The following is a 17,279-nucleotide window of genomic DNA, read 5'->3' on the forward strand; positions in this document are numbered from 1 at the left end:
TTTCCACCCTCACGCTTCCGGAATGCCCGGGACCACAGCCTCAGCCAAGCGAACTGCTTGTTCACAGGGATTCATGGTGTCCGGCTGATCAAGCCCTCGGGATGAACGGAACGACAGGTACTGGTCATCAGACAGCCCAATGAATATCCCACAGTATCCGTCGCCCCACACGGCGCGTGTCGCCTGCAATGCAGGATGACCGGCGATCTCGAACTCTCGGAAGTCAGCATACTGATCACGCTGACCATAGATATTCGACAAACCGCCACTGGAGTCATTTACCTCCACGCTGACACCGGCGGTCCGATCTTCTTCGGCAGCCCAGACGCAGGCGTCAAGAAGCCCACCGCTGTCCAACACTCCTTCTGGAGCGAAGCCAGCAGCAACGGCGACATCGTGTGGAACCAGCTCACATATCTCCAGTGTCGTTGCGTCCTTCGGATTGGCGACCGCAGGAGCCAGCGGGTCATCGTCTGCCGATGAACTCGGCACACCAATATCACCTGCAGATTCGGTGCCGGTCGATGGATCTGTGCCATGCGGCGATGCCTGTCCATCGACTTCCGAGCTACACGCGACCGACACCAGGAAAATCAAGGCTGCACCAACCAAGACTCGACCAACGCTGGCTTTCATTTATTTTCCATTCACCGGTAGTGTTGATCATACTGCAGTTGGGCCGCCGCCTGGACTACGCTGACCGTTTCGCTCAGCTTGACGCTCCCAGTAGTTTGAGACCTGGGGCAGCTCGGCAGCCGGGAGATCGTAATCGGGAAGTTGATTTACGTCTTCAAGATCCAGGTAGTCCGCCAGCATTATCTTAAACTTGTCTCGCGTCTCTCCAATGGCATCCACCATCTCCCGCTGAGTTTTCGCCAGGGATCCGATCGATTCGTCGATTACGATGCGGTTGAGTTGCACTGCCGCATTTATGCTGACTTCATCGGAGCCATTACCTGGTTTGATCTCCATGAGCTGGTCTACCCGGTTCCGCAGACTCTGCGCCGCCATATACGCCTCTTCCAGGTCGGCTATCGCCTGGGGCAGCTTCTCCGGATCGAGCTCATAGGCGTCCGCCACGTCCATCCCCCTCCCGCCGACGGGGTCCCACCCCTCCGGCCTCACGCTGTGCCACAGCTTAGCCACGAAGCGCACCACCGTCTGTGAATCAAGTGAGTGATCCGCCAGAACGCAACGGAGATCACTTTCCCCTTCCCCCGGACACCGCACCAGCCTGCCGTGATCAAGCCGACGCGACGCTGCGACCGACCCACCGCACGACCGGGGGCACCGTGGCTCACCATGACGAGACCGACGACCACGACCAGGTCGAACCCTGGATCACCAACCGACGACAAGCGGCCGCGCCACCGGCCACCGACGGCGATCGATCACCGGAGACGACCAGCACACGAAGCGGCCTGATCACCGTCGTCAAGGGAGCAGACGGCGGTCGCGAAGCCACCGCCAACACCCGCCGACGGCCGGGCGTCTCCCACAGCCCTCTACCATCGCAGCCGACCCTTGACCAGCTTGTAGCACCTGCGTGATCATTGTTCCGCCGAACGGGTGACCGACCGACCGACCGGCAGGCCCGGCCCTGTCTCCTTCGACGATCGCCCGCCGGTCCTGCTTACCGAGCAGTCCGCGCACATCGCGATCAGCTCACGGCTTTCGAGGATGACCTCATTGCTCAATCGACGGAACGACCCTGCCCTACGCGACAAGGTCTCCCGGCTGATGGCCTTCATGCGTCGTCTCTCCATCGCCCGATCCCAACCCGTCCGCCATGTCGATCGACATCCGAGACTGCTGTGGCTGGAGCAGATCCGCGACATCGGCGGCGTCACCGTCGCCGTCGACGCCGGACCGGGCGGGGTGCTGCTGCGGGTGCCCAACACCGCGCAGCAGCCTGAGCCGCCGACGCCGGACGACCTCCAGGGGTGGGTGCAGCGGCCCCTTCCGTCCGGGTTGACACCGCCGGAGCCGACGCTGCATTCGCAGGGCAGGCCGCCGGGTTCGGCCGCGGCGGTGCCGATCTCGCAGGCACCAGAGGTCCCGCTCGGCTTCGTGAAGTGGTTGGAGCGCACCTGGCGGCCGTGGGCGAGTCGGGAGGCGGTGCGGCAGCTCCACATTCGACTGTTCGAGCTGCACCAGCTGAGCAACGACCAGCCGGAGTCCATCGAACTGGTGCTCGCGGGCGGCCTGCTGCACCTGCCCGGCGTCGAGGACGAGCCGCCGCTGCACATCCACCTGCTCAGCCAGCCGGTCCGCATCGAGCGGGATCAGGAGACCGGCGACCTGCTGTGCACTCTCGACGTCGAGACGCCGGTCCGGCTGGAGGCCGACGAGGTCCTGCACGGCGAGAGGTGGTTCGACCAGACCCGCGATCCGGTGCTGCGGCATCAGCTCGTCGCCGGAGTCGGCTCGGTGCTCGATCCGGCACTGCCGGAGTTCCTGCGGTCCTGGGCAGAGCAGGCCGCGCAGATCGAGGTGTCCGTGTCCGACAGGTGGGAGCCGCCCACCGGGCAGGCCCCGCTGCTGTCATTGGCCCCCGCCCTGCTGGCCCGCAGACGCGGTGCGTTCGCGCTTCAGGAGTACTACCACCGCATCACCCGGGCGATCGACGATCCCATGACGCCGATCCCGCTGGGACTGGCGCAGTTGATCGAGCCGATCGAGACCGAGGATCGGGTGACCTGGTTCGGCGAGTCGGCCGCGCCGGTGTCCGATCCCGTCGAGGAGCCGCTGTTCCCGCTGCCCGCCAACGCGGAGCAGCGCAAGATCATCGACGGTCTGTCCCGTGATGACGGCGTGGTGGTGGAGGGTCCGCCCGGCACCGGCAAGACCCACACCATCGCCAACCTGGTGAGCGCCCTGCTCGCCAGGGGACAGCGGGTCCTGGTGACCAGCGAGAAGAACCAGGCACTGCGGGTACTGCGGGACAAGCTGCCGCCGGAGATCCAGGATCTCTGCGTCGCGCTCACCGGCGACACCGCGCGCGGAGACGCCGCCTTCGACCGGAGTGTCAACACCATCGCGGGCCGCAAGAGCGACCACGACCCGCAGGCGTCGGCAAGCGAGATCGAGGAGCTGACCTTCCTCCGAGAGGCCTTACGCCGCCACCGTGCCGACCTGCTCGACCAGATCCGCGCGCTGCGGGAGTCCGAGCTGTTCGAACATCCCGAGGTCGCGCCTGGCTATCGCGGGACCCTGGCCGCGATAGCCAGGACGCTGACCGCCGATCCCGAGTGGGTGCGCTGGGTCCCCGGCCCCGCCGAGGGGCCGCCCCCGCTGAGCACCGGCGAGCTGCGCGAGCTGATCGACCTGTTCGCCACCGCCGATCCGACGCGGGAGTCGCGACGCACCCAGCAGTTCCCGCCTGCGGACATGCTGCCCGCCGACGCGCGAGTGGCGGAGCTGTCCGATCTCGTCGAGATCGGCCGGGCCGCGAAGACCGGCGAGACCGGGGCGCTGGTCGAGACCCTCGGCACCCTCGACGACGACCGGCTGGACCGGCTCGGCCCGGTCTGTCAGCGGGTCATGGACGCCTGGGCCGAGCTGGACAGGCTGCCCGCCGATCGAGAATGGGCGCTGGAGCAGGTGGACCCCCTGCTCAGCGGGACCTCGCTGCACGGCTGGCAGCGGGCCGCCGAGCGACTGGCGCTCGTCGAGAAGGCCGAGGAGGCCGAACGGCGACTCGACTTCGTGCCCGTGCAGATCACCGAGGGCGTCGATCCCTTCACCGCAGGACCGGCGTTCGAGCGCTGGGCCGAGCATCTCGGCGCGGGCAACCGCCCCAAGCGGCTGCTGCGCAGCAACGAGCAGAAGACCGTCGAGCAGTACGCCGCCTCGGTCCTGGTCAAGGGCGAACCGGTGTCCGACGCCCGCACCGCGAGCATCGCCGCCGCCTACCTGCGGCTGCTGGCGATCGTGCAGGAGATCACTGCCGCCTTCGTCCCCATCGGGCTCACCCTGGTCGTGCCCACCGAGCCCGGTGCCGCCGTGCAGCGACTCCTGCATCTGCGCACCGCCTGTCTGCGGCTCAGCGCGCTGCTGAGCGCCAGGAACGATCTCATCGACCTGCTGAGCGGCATCCCAGTCGTCCGGCGGCCCCGGCTGGACAGCCTGGCCGGGGTGCGGCGGACCTGCGACACAGTGCTGGCCGTGGCCGAGCATCGACGTGGGGCGGCCGCCCGGCTCGAACTCGACGAGGCGGTGGAGCGACTCGCGGCCGCCGTCCCGGCCGATCAGCGCCCGCCGGAGCTGACCAGGCTGGGCCGGGCGCTCTCCGATGTCGACGCCGAGGGCTATGCCGTCGCCAGGCGGGCGCTGTCGGCGGCGCGGGAGCAGCAGGCCGCCCAGCTCCGCTGCGACGAGCTGTCCCACCGGCTGCGCGACTCCGCACCGGTGCTCTTCACCCGGTTGCGCGACGCGCCGCGCGACCCCGCCTGGACCGATCGGCTGTCGAGTTGGGAGCCGGGTTGGGCGCGGGCGTGCGCGCGGAGCTGGATCGACCGGCAGACCACCCCCGGCAGAGAGACCGAGCTGGAGAACGGGCTCACCGCCGCCGACCAGGACCTCGCCCTGGTGACCACCCGGCTGGTCGCCGCCCGCGCCTGGCAGGCCTGTCTCGGTCGGATGACCGAACACCAGGCACAGGCGCTGCGGTCGTATCGATCGGCGATGGGCAGCGTGGGTAGGGGGACCGGCAGGTACACCGAGCGGTATCGCCGGTCGGCGCGCGAGGCCATGCAGATCTCGCAGGCCGCCGTGCCCGCCTGGGTGATGCCGATCCGGCAGGTCCTCGACTCGGTGCCCGCGCAGCCGGACTCCTTCGACGTGGTGATCATCGACGAGGCCAGTCAGGTGAGCATCACCAGTCTCTTCCTGCTGTGGCTGGCGCCCAGGGTGATCGTGGTCGGCGACGACCGGCAGTGCACGCCGTCGGAGGTCGGCAGCGGCGCGCTGGACGCCGTCTTCGAGCGGCTGGACGCCGAGCTGCCGGATCTCCCGCACTACCTCCGTACCGAGTTCACGCCGCGCTCGAGTGCGTTCTCCCTGCTGCGGACTCGCTTCAGCCAGGTCATCCGGCTGCGGGAGCACTTCCGCTCCATGCCGGAGATCGTCGACTGGTCGTCGAACGAGTTCTACCAGGACGCCCCGCTGGAGCCGGTGCGGCAGTTCGGCGCCGACCGACTTCCGCCGCTGCGGTCCACCCACGTGGAGAACGGACAGGTCGAGGGCACCGGTCAGCGCCTGATCAACCGGCCGGAGGCCGAGGCGGTCGTGGACTCGGTGGTGGCGTGTCTGCAGGACCCCGCCTACGCGGGGCGGACCTTCGGCGTCATCGCGTTGCAGGGTCACGCGCAGGCCGAGCTGATCAACACGATGCTGCTGGACCGGGTCGACGCCGAGGACTTCGAGGAGCGACAGCTCCGAGTGGGCACTCCGCCGGACTTCCAGGGCGACGAACGTCATGTCGTCTGGCTGTCGATGGTGGTCGCGCCGGAGCAGCGGTTCAAGGCACTGACCCGTCGGGAGTTCCAGCAGCGGTTCAACGTGGCCGCGACGAGGGCGCAGGACCAGCTCTGGCTGTTCCACTCCGTCACCTCGGAGCGGCTGCGGAGCGTCGACCTGCGACGCTCCCTGTTGACCTACGTGGAGTCGACGGGATCGGTGCCGCTGCAGGAGATGCTCGCCGACGTCGACCGGACCGATCGACATCGCGCCTTCGACTCGCTTTTCGAGCAGCGCGTGTATCTCGACCTCGCGGCCAGGGGCTTCCACGTCACCCCACAGGTGGAGACCAACGGGAAGCGGATCGATCTGGTCGTGACCGGTCCCGCAGGCAGGCTCGCGGTGGAGTGCGACGGCGACGCCTTCCACTCGACACCGGAGCAGCGCCGGTCCGACCTGCATCGGGAACAGGAGTTGAAGCGCTGCGGCTGGCGGTTCTGGCGGGTCAGGGAGTCCACTTACCATCTCGATCCGGTGGTCGCCCTGCAACCGCTGTGGGCGAAGCTGGAGCGGCTCGGGATCACCCCGTTCGGGCCGGTCCCGTCGGACGGCGCGAGCGGCGAACCCGCCCCCGCCGCAGGCACGGAGTCCGACCGGAGCGCAAGCGCCGAAGCAGACCCCGAGCTGGATTCGGCCGCTCACCAGGACGCCGCCGCCCGGGCCGCGCAGGAACCGGGCGGCGCCCAGAAGACCGCGCCGAACGTGGGGCCGAGGGCGCGGTCCGGGCCCGGCGGCACCACCTGGCGACGGGCCAGGGAGCGGGACGAGCCCGAGGACGTCGGCGCCTGGGAGACGGAGATCGACGAGCCGCCCCGAATCGTGGAGGGGCAGGTCGTCGAGAGCCGGGTCGTCAGGGTCGTCGAGACCTGAGCGGACACCCCTCCGGTGCGGTTGTCACCGTCGGCCCGTCGCCCCCGCGAAGGGCGCGGACGAGGGGCCCGGCCTGCGGGGCGACCGGACGTCAGGCCGAGGGCGCGGCCGGTCAGCCCTCGTCGTCGACGCCTCGGCTGCGCGCCGCCGCGATCTCCGGGCCGTGCTCGAAGGCCCAGTCCGCCAGCGCCGACAGCGGGACGAGCAGGGTGCGACCCAGCGGGGTGAGGCTGTACTCGACGCTCGGCGGCACCGTGGGGGTCACCTCGCGGTGCACCAGCCCGTCTTGGACGAGGGTGCGCAGGGTACGGGTCAGCATCCGCTGGCTGATGCCGTCGACGGCACGGTGCAGCTCGTTGAACCGCCGAGGCCGATCGCCGAGCAGGACGATGACGAGGACGCTCCACTTCTCGCCGATCCGCCGCAGCACGTCGCCCACCGGACACACCGCGGGCTCCACCGGGCCCATCGGGACCGTCAACCCGCCGACCCACGGGAGCGGCGCGGCGCCCGTCGCGTCAGCCGCCGACATCGCGTCCTCGGCAGGCACATATCGCTCGTGAGCAGGCACATCGGTGTGCGTTACTGACATCAGAATGCCTTCTTCCCTGGTCGTCGACGATTGCCGATGATGCGATCACATCAGAATTCCTCAGGAGGATCTCGTGGTCGCACCGACCGGCAAGACCGTCGTCGTCAGCGGAGGCACCGACGGAATGGGGCGTGCCGTGGCGCTGGACCGGCTCCGCCGCAGTGACACCGTGGTGGTGTTGGGAAGCAACGAGGCGAAGGGCCGGACTCTCCAGGAGACCGCAGGCGCCGACGCGAGCAGGCTGCGCTTCCTTCGGGCCGATCTGAGCCTGATCGCCGAGAACGAACGGGTGATCGCGAACATCGCCGACCATCATCGGCGAGTCGACGCGCTGGTCCTGTGCGCGAACCGGCAGAGCCCACGACGGCAGGAGACCGCCGAGGGCCTGGAGTTCGTCTTCGCGCTCTACTACCTGAGCCGCTATCTGCTCTCCTACGGCCTGCGCCCCCAGTTCGAGCAGGCGGAGGCCCCGGTGATCGTCAGCATCGCCGGGGTTGGGCTCACCGCAGGCTCGATCGACTTCTCTGACCTGCAGCAGACCAGCAAGTACAACGCGATCAAGGCTCAGCTGCAGGCAGGTCGGGCGAACGACCTGTTGGGCGTCGCCTTCGCAGAGCAGGCGGAGAGCCGCGCACGTTTCGTCATGTATCACCCGGGCTTCACCCGAAGCGGCGATGTCTCGGTGCTCGGACCGGTGACCAGGACGGCGATTCGAGTGCTCGCCATGGTCGGGGCCCGCTCCGTCGACAAGGCGATCGCCCCGGTGCTGGGCTTCCTGGACGAGCCGCCGCAGGCGCCGCTCACCGCGCGCGACCGGCACAAGACGGTGCCGTCGAGCCTGCCGACGCTCGATCCGGAACGAGCCCGCAGGCTCGCGGCCCACACCGAGGCACTGCTCGGCCGAGTACGCGGGTCCGGGGAGGCCCTGAGCTGATCAGCCTGCCGTCTCAGGGTCGTCTGGGGGACACTCCCCGTGGTCGCCGAGCGGATCGTTCGGGAAGATAGTCCATACCGATTAATCCGTTCTACCGTGATCCAGGAGTGACTCGACGAGATGAAGGTCGATCGATGAACGCACGCGTGAGACGGCGCCGGTTTCGCATTCTCAAGATCCTCATCGGATTGAGCCTGGTAACGGGCCTCGTGGTGGGCGCGGGGGCCCTTGTCCTGTGGTCCACCGCCGTGGTCGACACCGCAGACGAGATGGAGTTCGACACGCCGTTGTCGGTGCCGCCGCTGGCGGAGTCCACGGTGGACGGCGAGGGGCGCCGGGTATTCGACCTGGAGGTTCGCGAGGGCAGCCACGAGTTCACCGCAGGCCGATCGACACCCACCTGGGGAGTGAACGGCGATTACCTCGGCCCCACGCTGCGGGCGAGCCGGGGCGAGGAGGTGCTCGTCAACGTCACCAACGACGTCGGCGAGCCCACGACCCTGCACTGGCACGGGATGCACCTGCCCGCGCGGATGGACGGCGGGCCGCACCAGATGATCGACCCTGGTGAGACGTGGTCGCCGACCTGGCGGATCGAACAGCCCGCCGCCTCGCTCTGGTACCACCCGCACCTGCACGGCTCCACCCAGGAGCACGTGTACCGGGGCGTCGCGGGGATGTTCCTGCTCGACGACGAGCGGTCGGGTCAGGTCGGCCTGCCCGACGAGTACGGCGTCGACGACTTCCCGCTCGTCGTCCAGGACAAGAAGTTCGCGGCCGACGGCACGCTGGACACCGACGAGGGCATGGTCGCGCCCAGCGGGCTCCTCGGCGACACCGTCGCGGTGAACGGCACCGTCGGCGGCTATCTCGACGTGACCACGGAGAAGGTGCGGCTGCGGCTGCTCAACGGCTCCGGCGGCCGGTTCTACGACTTCGGCCTCGCCGACGGCGGCACGGTGACCATGGTCGCCTCCGACGGCGGGCTGCTGCCCGCTCCACTGGAGATCGATCGGGTGCTGCTCTCCCCCGGTGAACGCGCCGAGATCGTCGTCGAGATGGCGCCCGGCGAGGAGAAGGTGCTGCGCAGCCACCCGACCGACCTGGGTCTGGGCGCCTGGGACAGCCGATTCACCGGGGCCGAGGACACGTTCGACCTCGTGCAGCTTCGGGCGGCCGAGTCGCTGGCACCCTCGGCGGAGATCGCCGCCGAGCTGGCGCCCGCACCCGATCTCCGTGCGGAGGACGCGAGCGAGACCAGGCGGTTCCGGCTCAGTGGGAACAACATCAACGGGCGGCGGATGGACATGGACCGGATCGACGAGGTCGTCACGGTCGGCGACACCGAGATCTGGGAGGTCAGCAACTCCAACGGTGGGACCCCGCACAACTTCCACGTGCACGACGTGCAGTTCCGAGTGCTCGACCTCGAAGGGACACCGCCCCCACCCGAACTGAGCGGCTGGAAGGACACCCTCTACATCAGGCCGAACACCACGGCCCGGATCGTGATGCGCTTCGAGGACTACACCGATCCGGACTATCCCTACATGTTCCACTGTCACCTGCTCCAGCACGAGGACCGGGGCATGATGGGCCAGTTCGTGGTGGTGGAGGAGGGCGGCTCGGCGGGCACCCCGCCCGCCCACGACCACTGACCGCAGGCAGGTGGCGCCGCGCCGGGTCTCGACAGGTTCACGAGGTCGAGCCCGGCGAAACGCCGTCACCGCCGCGAGCGAGCCGCGTTCCGTGCCTGGACCACCAACGACAGGCCCTCCTCCGCGGTGCGCTCCGCGAGCCGGAACTCCTCGGTGCTCGACGCCGTGGCCAGGATCGCGCCGGTGCTGTTCCAGCGTTCCCGTGCTCGGCGGGCCTGCACGGCACCCGCCGAGGCGCGGTCCGCACCGCTCGTCTCAGCGGCGGCCAGCAGGTCGACCTGGTGGCCGAGCCGCTCATAGCGCGATCGAGCACGGGCCTCGGCGCCCGCCGTGCTCCGGCCTGCCCACCAGCGGCCCGCCACGGGCGCGACCGCGCCGAGCAGCAGCAGGACACCACCCGACACCCACACCAGCAGGTCCATCAGTGCCGCCCGCCGCGACGGCTGCGTCGGCGAGCAGCCGAGTCCCGGCGGCGTCCCGCGCGGCGATCTCGACGGTGACCAGCAGGGCACTGAGGCGGGTGATCTCCGCCAGTGCCTCGGCCCGCAGCGCCCGCAAGGCGCTCGCCTCGGATCGGCGACGGCGCATCGCGGCCCGTGCCCACCACAGCAGCGAGCCGCCGCCCAACGCGAGGGCACTGAGTCCGAAGACCCCCGGCGCGAGCCGCTCGAACACCTCCCTGGTCAGGGCCGGCTGCACCTGCGGCCTGCCGAAGGGCTCGCCGACCCGGAGTTCGCCGAGCCGCAGCAGGAACTGATGGAGCAGCCCGTCCATGGGGGCGCCCAGAGCGCGAAGCCGCTCTCCCACTGACCGAGGGCGTAGTACCGGGCGGCGTCGACCTCCGCCTGTTCGGGACCCGCTGCCTCCAGCCAACGGCCGTAGATCACCACCACCAGACCTGCCCCGCGCCGATGAGCAACAGGCAGGCGACGAGCAGCGAACCGCCGGATCGCCGTAAGCCGCGCCGCATGGCGAAACACCCCCGGGCATCGTGACCAGCACGGACGCTGACCGCCAAGGAGAGTAGGCGGTCGGCGGCGGTGCCACGGGCGCGGAGTCCGAGTCGTGACGTGCCGAGAGTGAGGCGTCGACCCTTGATCGCCGTCGTGGTGTGCGGGATCTGCCCGTCGAGGAGACCTCGTGACCGTGCCGCCTCGGTGTCGGCGAGTCCTCGGCCCACCCCCTCACTCCTGGTCGGCGCGCCGTCCGTTCCCGACGGGAGGTCATCCGGTCAGGGATGAAGTTCACCGGTTCGTCGGGGGCAGCCGCTGCGTTCGGCGGGTCGTTCTCCCGGCGGCGGTCGCCACGGGCCTGAGTCGCGTGCCGGTCGGCAGGCGGGGCGGCCCTCCGTGCGACCGGGCCGCAGACCCCGGCCCACCAGCGGACATCTCGGATACGCGCGGCGTCAGCGGGTCGGGACGTCCCGTCGAACCGGGCGGCCGCGCGCACCGAAGCTCGCGCAAGCCGGCGACGCGGCGGCCGGACCGACTCGACCGGCGACGACGACGGCCCGACACGAGGCTGAACAGATGAGACGACGGTTCCTGCTCGTCGGAGCGCTGCTCATGCTCGCGGTCACAGGCATCGAGGTTCCGCCTGTCGCCGCGCAGACCGCTTCCGGCCACACGGCAGACATCACGGTGAGCCCCACCGGCATCACCGCGCCCGACACGCTGCCCACCGGCAGCGTCACCCTCGACGTCAGCACGAACGATCCCGACGGCGCCTGGCTGGTCCTCGTCCGGCTCAATCCGGACATGCCGTTGGAGACCTACCTCGACAACCTGCGGACGGCCTACGGAGACGACGAGGAGGCCGCCCTGGTCGCCAGGCGATCGATCGCGGCGGGGGTGCAGATGCTGGGCGGGGCGATCCTGTCCGACATCCCGGCGTCGGTGACCACGATCGTGACCCCGGGCGTCCACTACCTGGTGGACATCCAGGACGCCACCGAACCCGACCTCGCCGAGCGAGTGCGCCCGGTGCGCGTCGTGCCGGTGCGGGCGGAGGACGTTTCCCAGCCCCAGCAGGCCCCCGCGCTGCTCACCATGGTCGACACCGAGGACGGCCCACGATTCCGGGTGCCGGAACGGCTGGTCGCGAACCGGCCGATCATCATGCTGAACCGGGGTGATCAGCCTTACGAGGCGATTCTGGCTCCAGTGCGCCCCGGCACCACGCCGGAGGACCTCGACGAGTTCTTCGGGAGCCTCGACGACAGCCGGCCTGCGCAGACACAGCCGCCCTTCATCGGTGACGGGACCGGATCGTCGCCGCTTTCCCCCGACCGACTGATGACCTTCGAAGCGGAGCTGCCGCCGGGCGACTACGCGATCATCAGCTGGGTAGCGGACCTCGCGACCGGCCGGATCTCCTCGGCGCTGGGCCTGCACGCCCTGGTCACCATCGTCGATCCCGCAGCCGAGGCCGCTGCGGAGTCTGCCCCGTAGCCCTCCGGCGGCCGACCGAGGACGGCCGAGGCGCGTGACCGCGACGACCGGCCGTCGGTCCCGTCCGGACGAGAAGAGTCCCGTACGGAAAGGACGGGCCTGCTCGGACCGCCTCGACGACACGTAGGACACCGCCGCACCCGACACCCTCGTGTGATCACCACGCGCGAGGGTGTCGGCACGTGGGCATCCGTTCGGGTTCACTCGAACTGATCACCGCTGTCGGTCACCAGACCTACTCTCTTGCCACATCGACCGCGAGGGGGTGGGAAGTCAGCCGACCTCGCCGGAACGACAGCAGCGAGGGAGCATCCATCATGCCCAGCAGTGCCGCGCACGCCGACCAGGTCACCTACCTGGAACTGTCCGAGGACGGCGGCGGCGCACACAAGTTCTACGAGGTGCGCGTCGCGGGTACCGAGGTGACGATCACCTACGGGCGGATCGGGGACACGGGTCAGATCCGGTCCAGCTCCTTCCCCTCCCACGAGAAGGCCCTGGCCGCAGCGGCCCGCAAACTCGCCGAGAAGAAGCGGAAGGGCTACGGGCCTGCGGTGCGCGGTGTCCGGCAGCGCCGCGCGGTCACCCGACGCGAGATCGTCAGCACCAGGTCATCGGCCAACCAGGCGCCGGTCCTGTGGCGGTTCGACTCCGGAGCGGCCGCCTTCGGCATCTACGTCGACGACGATCACGCCTGGGTCGGCAACCAGTCCGGCGACGTCTACACCCTCGCCCACGACGGGACCGTGACCGGCCGGTTCGGCCTGCCCGACGGTGTGAAGTGCATCGTCTCCGACGACTTCTGGATCTACGCGGGCTGTGACGACGGTCGGGTCTACGACCTCGGCGGCAAGGTGCCGCACGTCGCCTACGAGATCGCCGACGACGTCGACATCTACTGGCTCGACATCAACGACGGGGTGCTCGGCGTGTCCGACCGGCTCGGCGGTATCACCACCGTCGACCACGAGGACGAGTTCCAGTGGCGTCGCCGGAGCCTCGGCAGCGGCGGCTGGATGGTGCGCTGCGACGACGACGGCGTCTACCACGGCCATGAGAAGGGCGTCACGCGCTACGGATCGCGCGACGGCGAGCAGATCTGGCACACCTCGACCGTCGGACAGGTGCTGTTCGGCTGGCAGGAGGAGACCGAGGTGTTCGCGGGCACCTCACGCGGCTGGGTGCACGCCATCGCCAAGCATGACGGCGCCGAGCGCACCCGATACCGCTGCGACGCCGCCGTCTACTCCTGCGCGACCTCACCAGACGGTCGCTTCGTCTTCGCAGGCGACAATCACTCCTCCATCTACTGTTTCGCCGCCGACGGCACCCGCCTGTGGAAGCTGGGCACCGGCTGCGGTTCGGCGTTCTCCATGCAGTACCACCAGGAACGTCTCTACGTCGTCACCACCCACGGCACGCTGGCCTGTATCGACGCCGCCGAAAGTGCCATCAGCGACGCAGAGGACGGCCACCTGCCGATGGCCGCCGACATCAAGGCGACCGGCTGGGAACGGGTCACCCCGGCAGCGCAGGTCGAGACGGTGACCGTGGCGCAGGCCCGCGGCGCGGGCGGTGTCGAGGTCGAGTGCGTGCAGGACGGCAGCCGCACGCGAATCCGGGTGACCTCCCCGGGATTCGACCCCACCTGGCGCGTCCAGTTCCCCAAGAACATCCGGGTTCCCGGCGCTCGTTACCTGGTCACCGAGGTGCTGCCCTCGGATCGAGGCGGCTTCTACCGCGCGAGGGGCGAGATCCGGCGGCTGCTCTGACGTCGATCGGCCGCGCCGGGGCCACCATCCGGCGCGGCGGCCGGACGCGGGTCCGTCCCTGCTCCTCGGCGGGGCGGCCGAGCGCACCACAACGGGGCTCACCATCGCCCGCCTCGCGTCCGTGGCGGCCGATACTGGCCTGGCAGGTACACGCCGTCATGCGCACGGGTCGGTTGGCGGGGCGCGCCCCTGGTCCTCGGATCGGGCAGCGAGAGCAGTTCCAGCACCGCGTCCTGGAAAGTGCCGTCGAAACTCCAGATCACCCGTCCGATTCCGCCCTGGGCGGCGTCCTCGGATCGCCAGGCCGTGGCGTCGTCCTCTGATCGGACATGTAGTGCGTCGATATGACCGGGCCAGCCGAAGGTGGCGACCAATGTGAAGGGAACGGCGGCGTCCCCCGGTGCACGCGAGAACTGGAAACCGCGTTTCATCAGTTGATCGAGAAGATCATCTACCGGAGCCATGCGAACTCCTGAATATCGTGACGCGGGGTCGGATAAGCAGCCACGTTCATCGACCGAGTGCTCGGCACACGGGCACGATGAATCGCGACAGGTACTCCGAAGCGGCCTCGACAACGGTCGATCAGTCGTTTCATCAGAACATCGTCGCTGGTCACAGACGTGACCGGCTCGCTGATGAAAGTAAGGTCGACTCGTGCGAGACTGCCGGGAGCGCTACTCGACGACCGGCGAAGACTTTACCGATAAACGGCGGCACTCAGTTCTGGAGCACCCACACCGTACGCGGGAAGGGGCAGCAAGCAGCGACCCTGGACGAGGGCGGCCGGGCACCGGGACGTCCGGCCCTCGAGATGCCGACAATGCGGCGGTGTCACAAAGCTGAGGAGGGCCTACGACGATCACCCGGCGAGAGACCGCTCTCGGCGGGATCGCTCTTCATCGCCACGGGGTTCACGCGAGGAAGGGCACACCAGAGAGCACGGAGAAGTCTGACCGGAATCGAGCACCCCGAGTATGCCCTATCAACCGGCCGATGGTCTACACCTGCGAAGTGAAATGCACCGAATTCGTGGTTCACCAGCAGATTCTCGGTCCGACTGGAACGCGGACATCGGGAGAATCGGGGGCCCGCGTTTCCATTGCAATCGACAGACCTGCGTTCGATCGATTGTGGAGCACCGGACACCTGGCCCGCCGATGAGATCACCTACGACCGGCCGCAGGCGGTCCCGCACTGGTCACCAAGGCCCTCCACCAGCGAATAACGGCACGTGATCACGCCGGTCGACGGGTTCGGGCGAAGACCGAGTACGACCGACTTCCGCCCGCCGCACTCGTCCGCCGAGAGATGAACACAATCGCGATCGCATACATTCGCCGCAGTGATCGGTCGCCACGGTGATCGAACCCGCAGTGATCGAACCCGCAGTGATCGGCCATAGCAGGCCGAGAGAGCCCCCATCGACCGGGCCGCGGCGATCGGCCTGCCGCCGACCGTCGAGCGGCACCGCGACGCGGCCTCATCGACCGTCGAGCCCGACACGCGGAGATCGCGACGAAGACTCGTCTGCCGCCGCAGGACAACGCGAGACGGTCGATACCGGGCACCGAGGAGCGGCGTCCCGGGCGGCCCGAGGCGGCAGGCCCTCCTCCTGCCGTGGCGACGCGGCGGAGTCCAGGCCGTCGGGCCCGGCCCGGCCGACCAGCCGCGTCGACCCGCCTCGGGCCGCCACTCCCCCTTGGAGCCTGTTTCTCATCCCCGCTTTCGGAGTTGCGCGGGGCCTGCGTGGCGATCTGCGGCGTCGTCGTCGCCTCACCATGACTGGAGTCATGGCTCGCGCCTGTCGCCTGGCAGCTCGTCCACGCCGATCCCCGCTCACGGCGGAGGATGAAGAACAGGCTCTCAGCCGGCGACGCGATCCCACCCCGTCGGCGCCCTTCCGGGGTGTCCGTCCCCTGCGGGTCGCGTCGCCCGATGCCGTCAACTCCTGGTGAGCACCTCGACCGGGATGCCGTCCCTGGGGCGCAGTGCCGCGAAGCTGACGGGGCGCACGCGGCCTGCGACGGGACGCAGGGTCGTCCTGGCCAGCAGCCGAGCGAGCATGACCGTCAGCTCGGTGGTGGCCATCGTGGAGCCGAGGCAGCGGTGTGCACCGCCGCCGAAGGGCAGGAACTCGTGCGGTCCCGGCTTGCGGTGTCCCGGTTCCGCGGGGTCCCACCGCTGCGGACGAAAACTCAGCGGCTCCGCCCACACCTCGGGCAGCCGGTGCGTCACGTACGGGCTGAAGATCATCAGCGGGCCCGCGTGCACCGTGCGTCCGGCGAACTCGAAGTCTTGAACGATCTTGCGCGCCGAGATGACGGCGGGCGGCCACAACCGCAGCGTCTCCTGGACGACACCACCGAGGTAGGTCAGCCTGCGCAGGTCGTCACGGGTGGGGACGCGGTCGCCGAGCACCGAGCGCACCTCCTCGGCGGCCCGTTCCCAGACGCCGGGCACGGTCAGCATGGCGTGCACCGCCCAGCCGAACACGCCGCTGGTGGTCTCGTAGCCCGCCGCGATCAGCGAGGCCGTCTGATCGCGGATCTCGACGTCGCTCAGCGCGTCGCCGTCCTCGCCTCGGCCGTTGACGAGGGTGGCCAGCACGTTGTCGTCACCGTCGACCTCGCCGCGCCGGGTCCGGGCGATCTCGGCGTAGATGCGCTCGTCGACCACCGCACGGTCGACGACCGCCCGGCGCCACGCCGCCGTCCGAAACCGGCGCCGCAGGGCCAGCACGGTCGGCAGGTCGTTCATCAGCGACAGCAGCGACTGGAGATGCCGACCGAAGAAGTCGGCGTCGGCGGCGAGCCTGCGGCCGAAGAGCGACTCGATCGTGGTGCGCCGGATCGCCGCGCGGAACTCCTGGTAGGCGTCCACGGTCTGGCCGGGATTCCAGGCGTCCAGCGTCGCGTCCGCATGGGCCGCCATGATCGACAGGTAGCCGTCGATCTGCCGGTGGTGCAGCGCGGGCGCCATCAGTCGGCGACGACGGCGGTGGACGTCACCGTCACTGAGCAGCAGCGAACTCTCGCCGTTGACCGGCACGAGCACCTCGAACGCCTCCCGCGTCCGGAAGAGCCCGGCGTTGGCGAAGATGAAGGAGTTCGCCTCCGGTCCCATCAGATACACGAATCCCCGCCGACCGACGCCCGCCCGCATCAGCGGTCCGAAGCGCCGATGCATGGCCGCCAGTGTGTCTCCCGGCCGGTAGCCGATCGTCGGCCCCGACGCCCCCGTGATCTCCGACATCACGCATTCCCCCAGCCCGTTCCGCTACAGATGTAGCAATCACGATACGGGAGGGCGCCCGCGCCGAGGACGGGAACCCGAGTTTCACCGGTGGACTCCGCCGTGCGGCCGATCGCCGGGGAGTGCTGGCGGCCGGGCCGACGCGTTGGCCCGGCCCGGTCCGGAACGCACTGCGGTCTCGGTTGCGCTCAGCCCTGAGCGGGCTGTCCTCTTCGGAGCTGTGCGTCG

13 protein-coding genes are annotated in these 17,279 nt (G+C 69.4%); 5 read left to right on the top strand and 8 right to left on the bottom strand.

What is annotated here, in order from left to right:
- Positions 1-9: 9 nt before the first annotated feature.
- Both UA75_RS24640 and UA75_RS24645 read right to left on the bottom strand, forming a co-directional pair.
- On the bottom strand, positions 10-636 hold the full coding sequence (locus UA75_RS24640) for a DUF3558 domain-containing protein (RefSeq protein WP_083690891.1): 627 nt from the start codon (positions 634-636) through the stop codon (positions 10-12).
- A gap of 27 nt (positions 637-663) precedes the next feature.
- The gene (locus UA75_RS24645) at positions 664-1,146 is read right to left on the bottom strand and encodes a hypothetical protein (RefSeq protein ID WP_157434417.1); all 483 of its coding nucleotides are present in this window, start codon (positions 1,144-1,146) and stop codon (positions 664-666) included.
- Between the two features lie 543 nt (positions 1,147-1,689).
- Between UA75_RS24645 and UA75_RS24650 the strand changes: the two genes are divergently transcribed.
- The gene (locus UA75_RS24650) at positions 1,690-6,390 is read left to right on the top strand and encodes an AAA domain-containing protein (protein ID WP_198044204.1); all 4,701 of its coding nucleotides are present in this window, start codon (positions 1,690-1,692) and stop codon (positions 6,388-6,390) included.
- Between the two features lie 112 nt (positions 6,391-6,502).
- On the opposite strand, the gene UA75_RS24655 is transcribed toward UA75_RS24650, so the two are convergent.
- Positions 6,503-6,982, bottom strand: a complete 480-nt coding sequence (locus UA75_RS24655; RefSeq protein ID WP_269466408.1) for a winged helix-turn-helix transcriptional regulator — start codon at positions 6,980-6,982, stop codon at positions 6,503-6,505.
- A 73-nt stretch (positions 6,983-7,055) separates the two neighbouring features.
- On the opposite strand from UA75_RS24655, the gene UA75_RS24660 reads away from it, so the two are divergent.
- Positions 7,056-7,916 (top strand): SDR family NAD(P)-dependent oxidoreductase, encoded by an 861-nt coding sequence (locus UA75_RS24660; protein ID WP_198044205.1) that lies wholly within the window; start codon positions 7,056-7,058, stop codon positions 7,914-7,916.
- Positions 7,917-8,050: 134 nt separating this feature from the next.
- Entirely contained in the window at positions 8,051-9,574 is a 1,524-nt protein-coding gene (locus UA75_RS24665) for a multicopper oxidase family protein (protein ID WP_157434419.1), read from the top strand.
- A gap of 65 nt (positions 9,575-9,639) precedes the next feature.
- Here UA75_RS24665 and UA75_RS34120 read toward each other — a convergent pair whose 3' ends face one another.
- The 3 genes from UA75_RS34120 to UA75_RS24680 all read right to left on the bottom strand — a co-directional run bounded on the left by UA75_RS34120 (position 9,640) and on the right by UA75_RS24680 (position 10,754).
- The gene (locus tag UA75_RS34120) at positions 9,640-9,936 is read right to left on the bottom strand and encodes a hypothetical protein (protein WP_083690893.1); all 297 of its coding nucleotides are present in this window, start codon (positions 9,934-9,936) and stop codon (positions 9,640-9,642) included.
- Complete coding sequence (locus tag UA75_RS32175; RefSeq protein WP_157434420.1) at positions 9,869-10,348, bottom strand: hypothetical protein; 480 nt, start codon at positions 10,346-10,348, stop codon at positions 9,869-9,871. Before UA75_RS32175 ends, UA75_RS34120 begins: the two co-directional genes overlap by 68 nt.
- 109 nt (positions 10,349-10,457) lie before the next feature.
- The gene (locus UA75_RS24680) at positions 10,458-10,754 is read right to left on the bottom strand and encodes a hypothetical protein (RefSeq protein ID WP_075742297.1); all 297 of its coding nucleotides are present in this window, start codon (positions 10,752-10,754) and stop codon (positions 10,458-10,460) included.
- Positions 10,755-11,103: 349 nt separating this feature from the next.
- Between UA75_RS24680 and UA75_RS24685 the strand changes: the two genes are divergently transcribed.
- On the top strand, positions 11,104-12,024 hold the full coding sequence (locus UA75_RS24685) for a hypothetical protein (protein WP_075742298.1): 921 nt from the start codon (positions 11,104-11,106) through the stop codon (positions 12,022-12,024).
- A gap of 317 nt (positions 12,025-12,341) precedes the next feature.
- Positions 12,342-13,796, top strand: coding sequence for a WGR domain-containing protein (locus UA75_RS24690; RefSeq protein ID WP_075742299.1), 1,455 nt, complete (start codon positions 12,342-12,344; stop codon positions 13,794-13,796).
- A 98-nt stretch (positions 13,797-13,894) separates the two neighbouring features.
- Here UA75_RS24690 and UA75_RS24695 read toward each other — a convergent pair whose 3' ends face one another.
- On the bottom strand, positions 13,895-14,260 hold the full coding sequence (locus UA75_RS24695) for a hypothetical protein (protein ID WP_075742300.1): 366 nt from the start codon (positions 14,258-14,260) through the stop codon (positions 13,895-13,897).
- 1,480 nt (positions 14,261-15,740) lie between these two features.
- On the bottom strand, positions 15,741-17,051 hold the full coding sequence (locus tag UA75_RS24700; protein ID WP_075742301.1) for a cytochrome P450: 1,311 nt from the start codon (positions 17,049-17,051) through the stop codon (positions 15,741-15,743).
- Between the last annotated feature and the right edge of the window lie 228 nt (positions 17,052-17,279).

It is taken from the genome of Actinoalloteichus sp. GBA129-24 (genome assembly GCF_001941645.1).
Lineage (GTDB): Bacteria > Actinomycetota > Actinomycetes > Mycobacteriales > Pseudonocardiaceae > Actinoalloteichus_A > Actinoalloteichus_A fjordicus.

What these genes read in the sequence shown, in the direction of transcription:
- UA75_RS24690 (WP_075742299.1), top strand. Translation starts at nt 12,342, where the DNA reads ATGCCCAGCAGTGCCGCGCACGCCGACCAGGTCACCTACCTGGAACTG.
- UA75_RS24685 (WP_075742298.1), top strand. Translation starts at nt 11,104, where the DNA reads ATGAGACGACGGTTCCTGCTCGTCGGAGCGCTGCTCATGCTCGCGGTC.
- UA75_RS24695 (WP_075742300.1), bottom strand. Translation starts at nt 14,260, where the DNA reads ATGGCTCCGGTAGATGATCTTCTCGATCAACTGATGAAACGCGGTTTC.
- UA75_RS24665 (WP_157434419.1), top strand. Translation starts at nt 8,051, where the DNA reads ATGAACGCACGCGTGAGACGGCGCCGGTTTCGCATTCTCAAGATCCTC.
- UA75_RS24700 (WP_075742301.1), bottom strand. Translation starts at nt 17,051, where the DNA reads ATGTCGGAGATCACGGGGGCGTCGGGGCCGACGATCGGCTACCGGCCG.
- UA75_RS24655 (WP_269466408.1), bottom strand. Translation starts at nt 6,982, where the DNA reads ATGTCAGTAACGCACACCGATGTGCCTGCTCACGAGCGATATGTGCCT.
- UA75_RS24640 (WP_083690891.1), bottom strand. Translation starts at nt 636, where the DNA reads ATGAAAGCCAGCGTTGGTCGAGTCTTGGTTGGTGCAGCCTTGATTTTC.
- UA75_RS32175 (WP_157434420.1), bottom strand. Translation starts at nt 10,348, where the DNA reads ATGGACGGGCTGCTCCATCAGTTCCTGCTGCGGCTCGGCGAACTCCGG.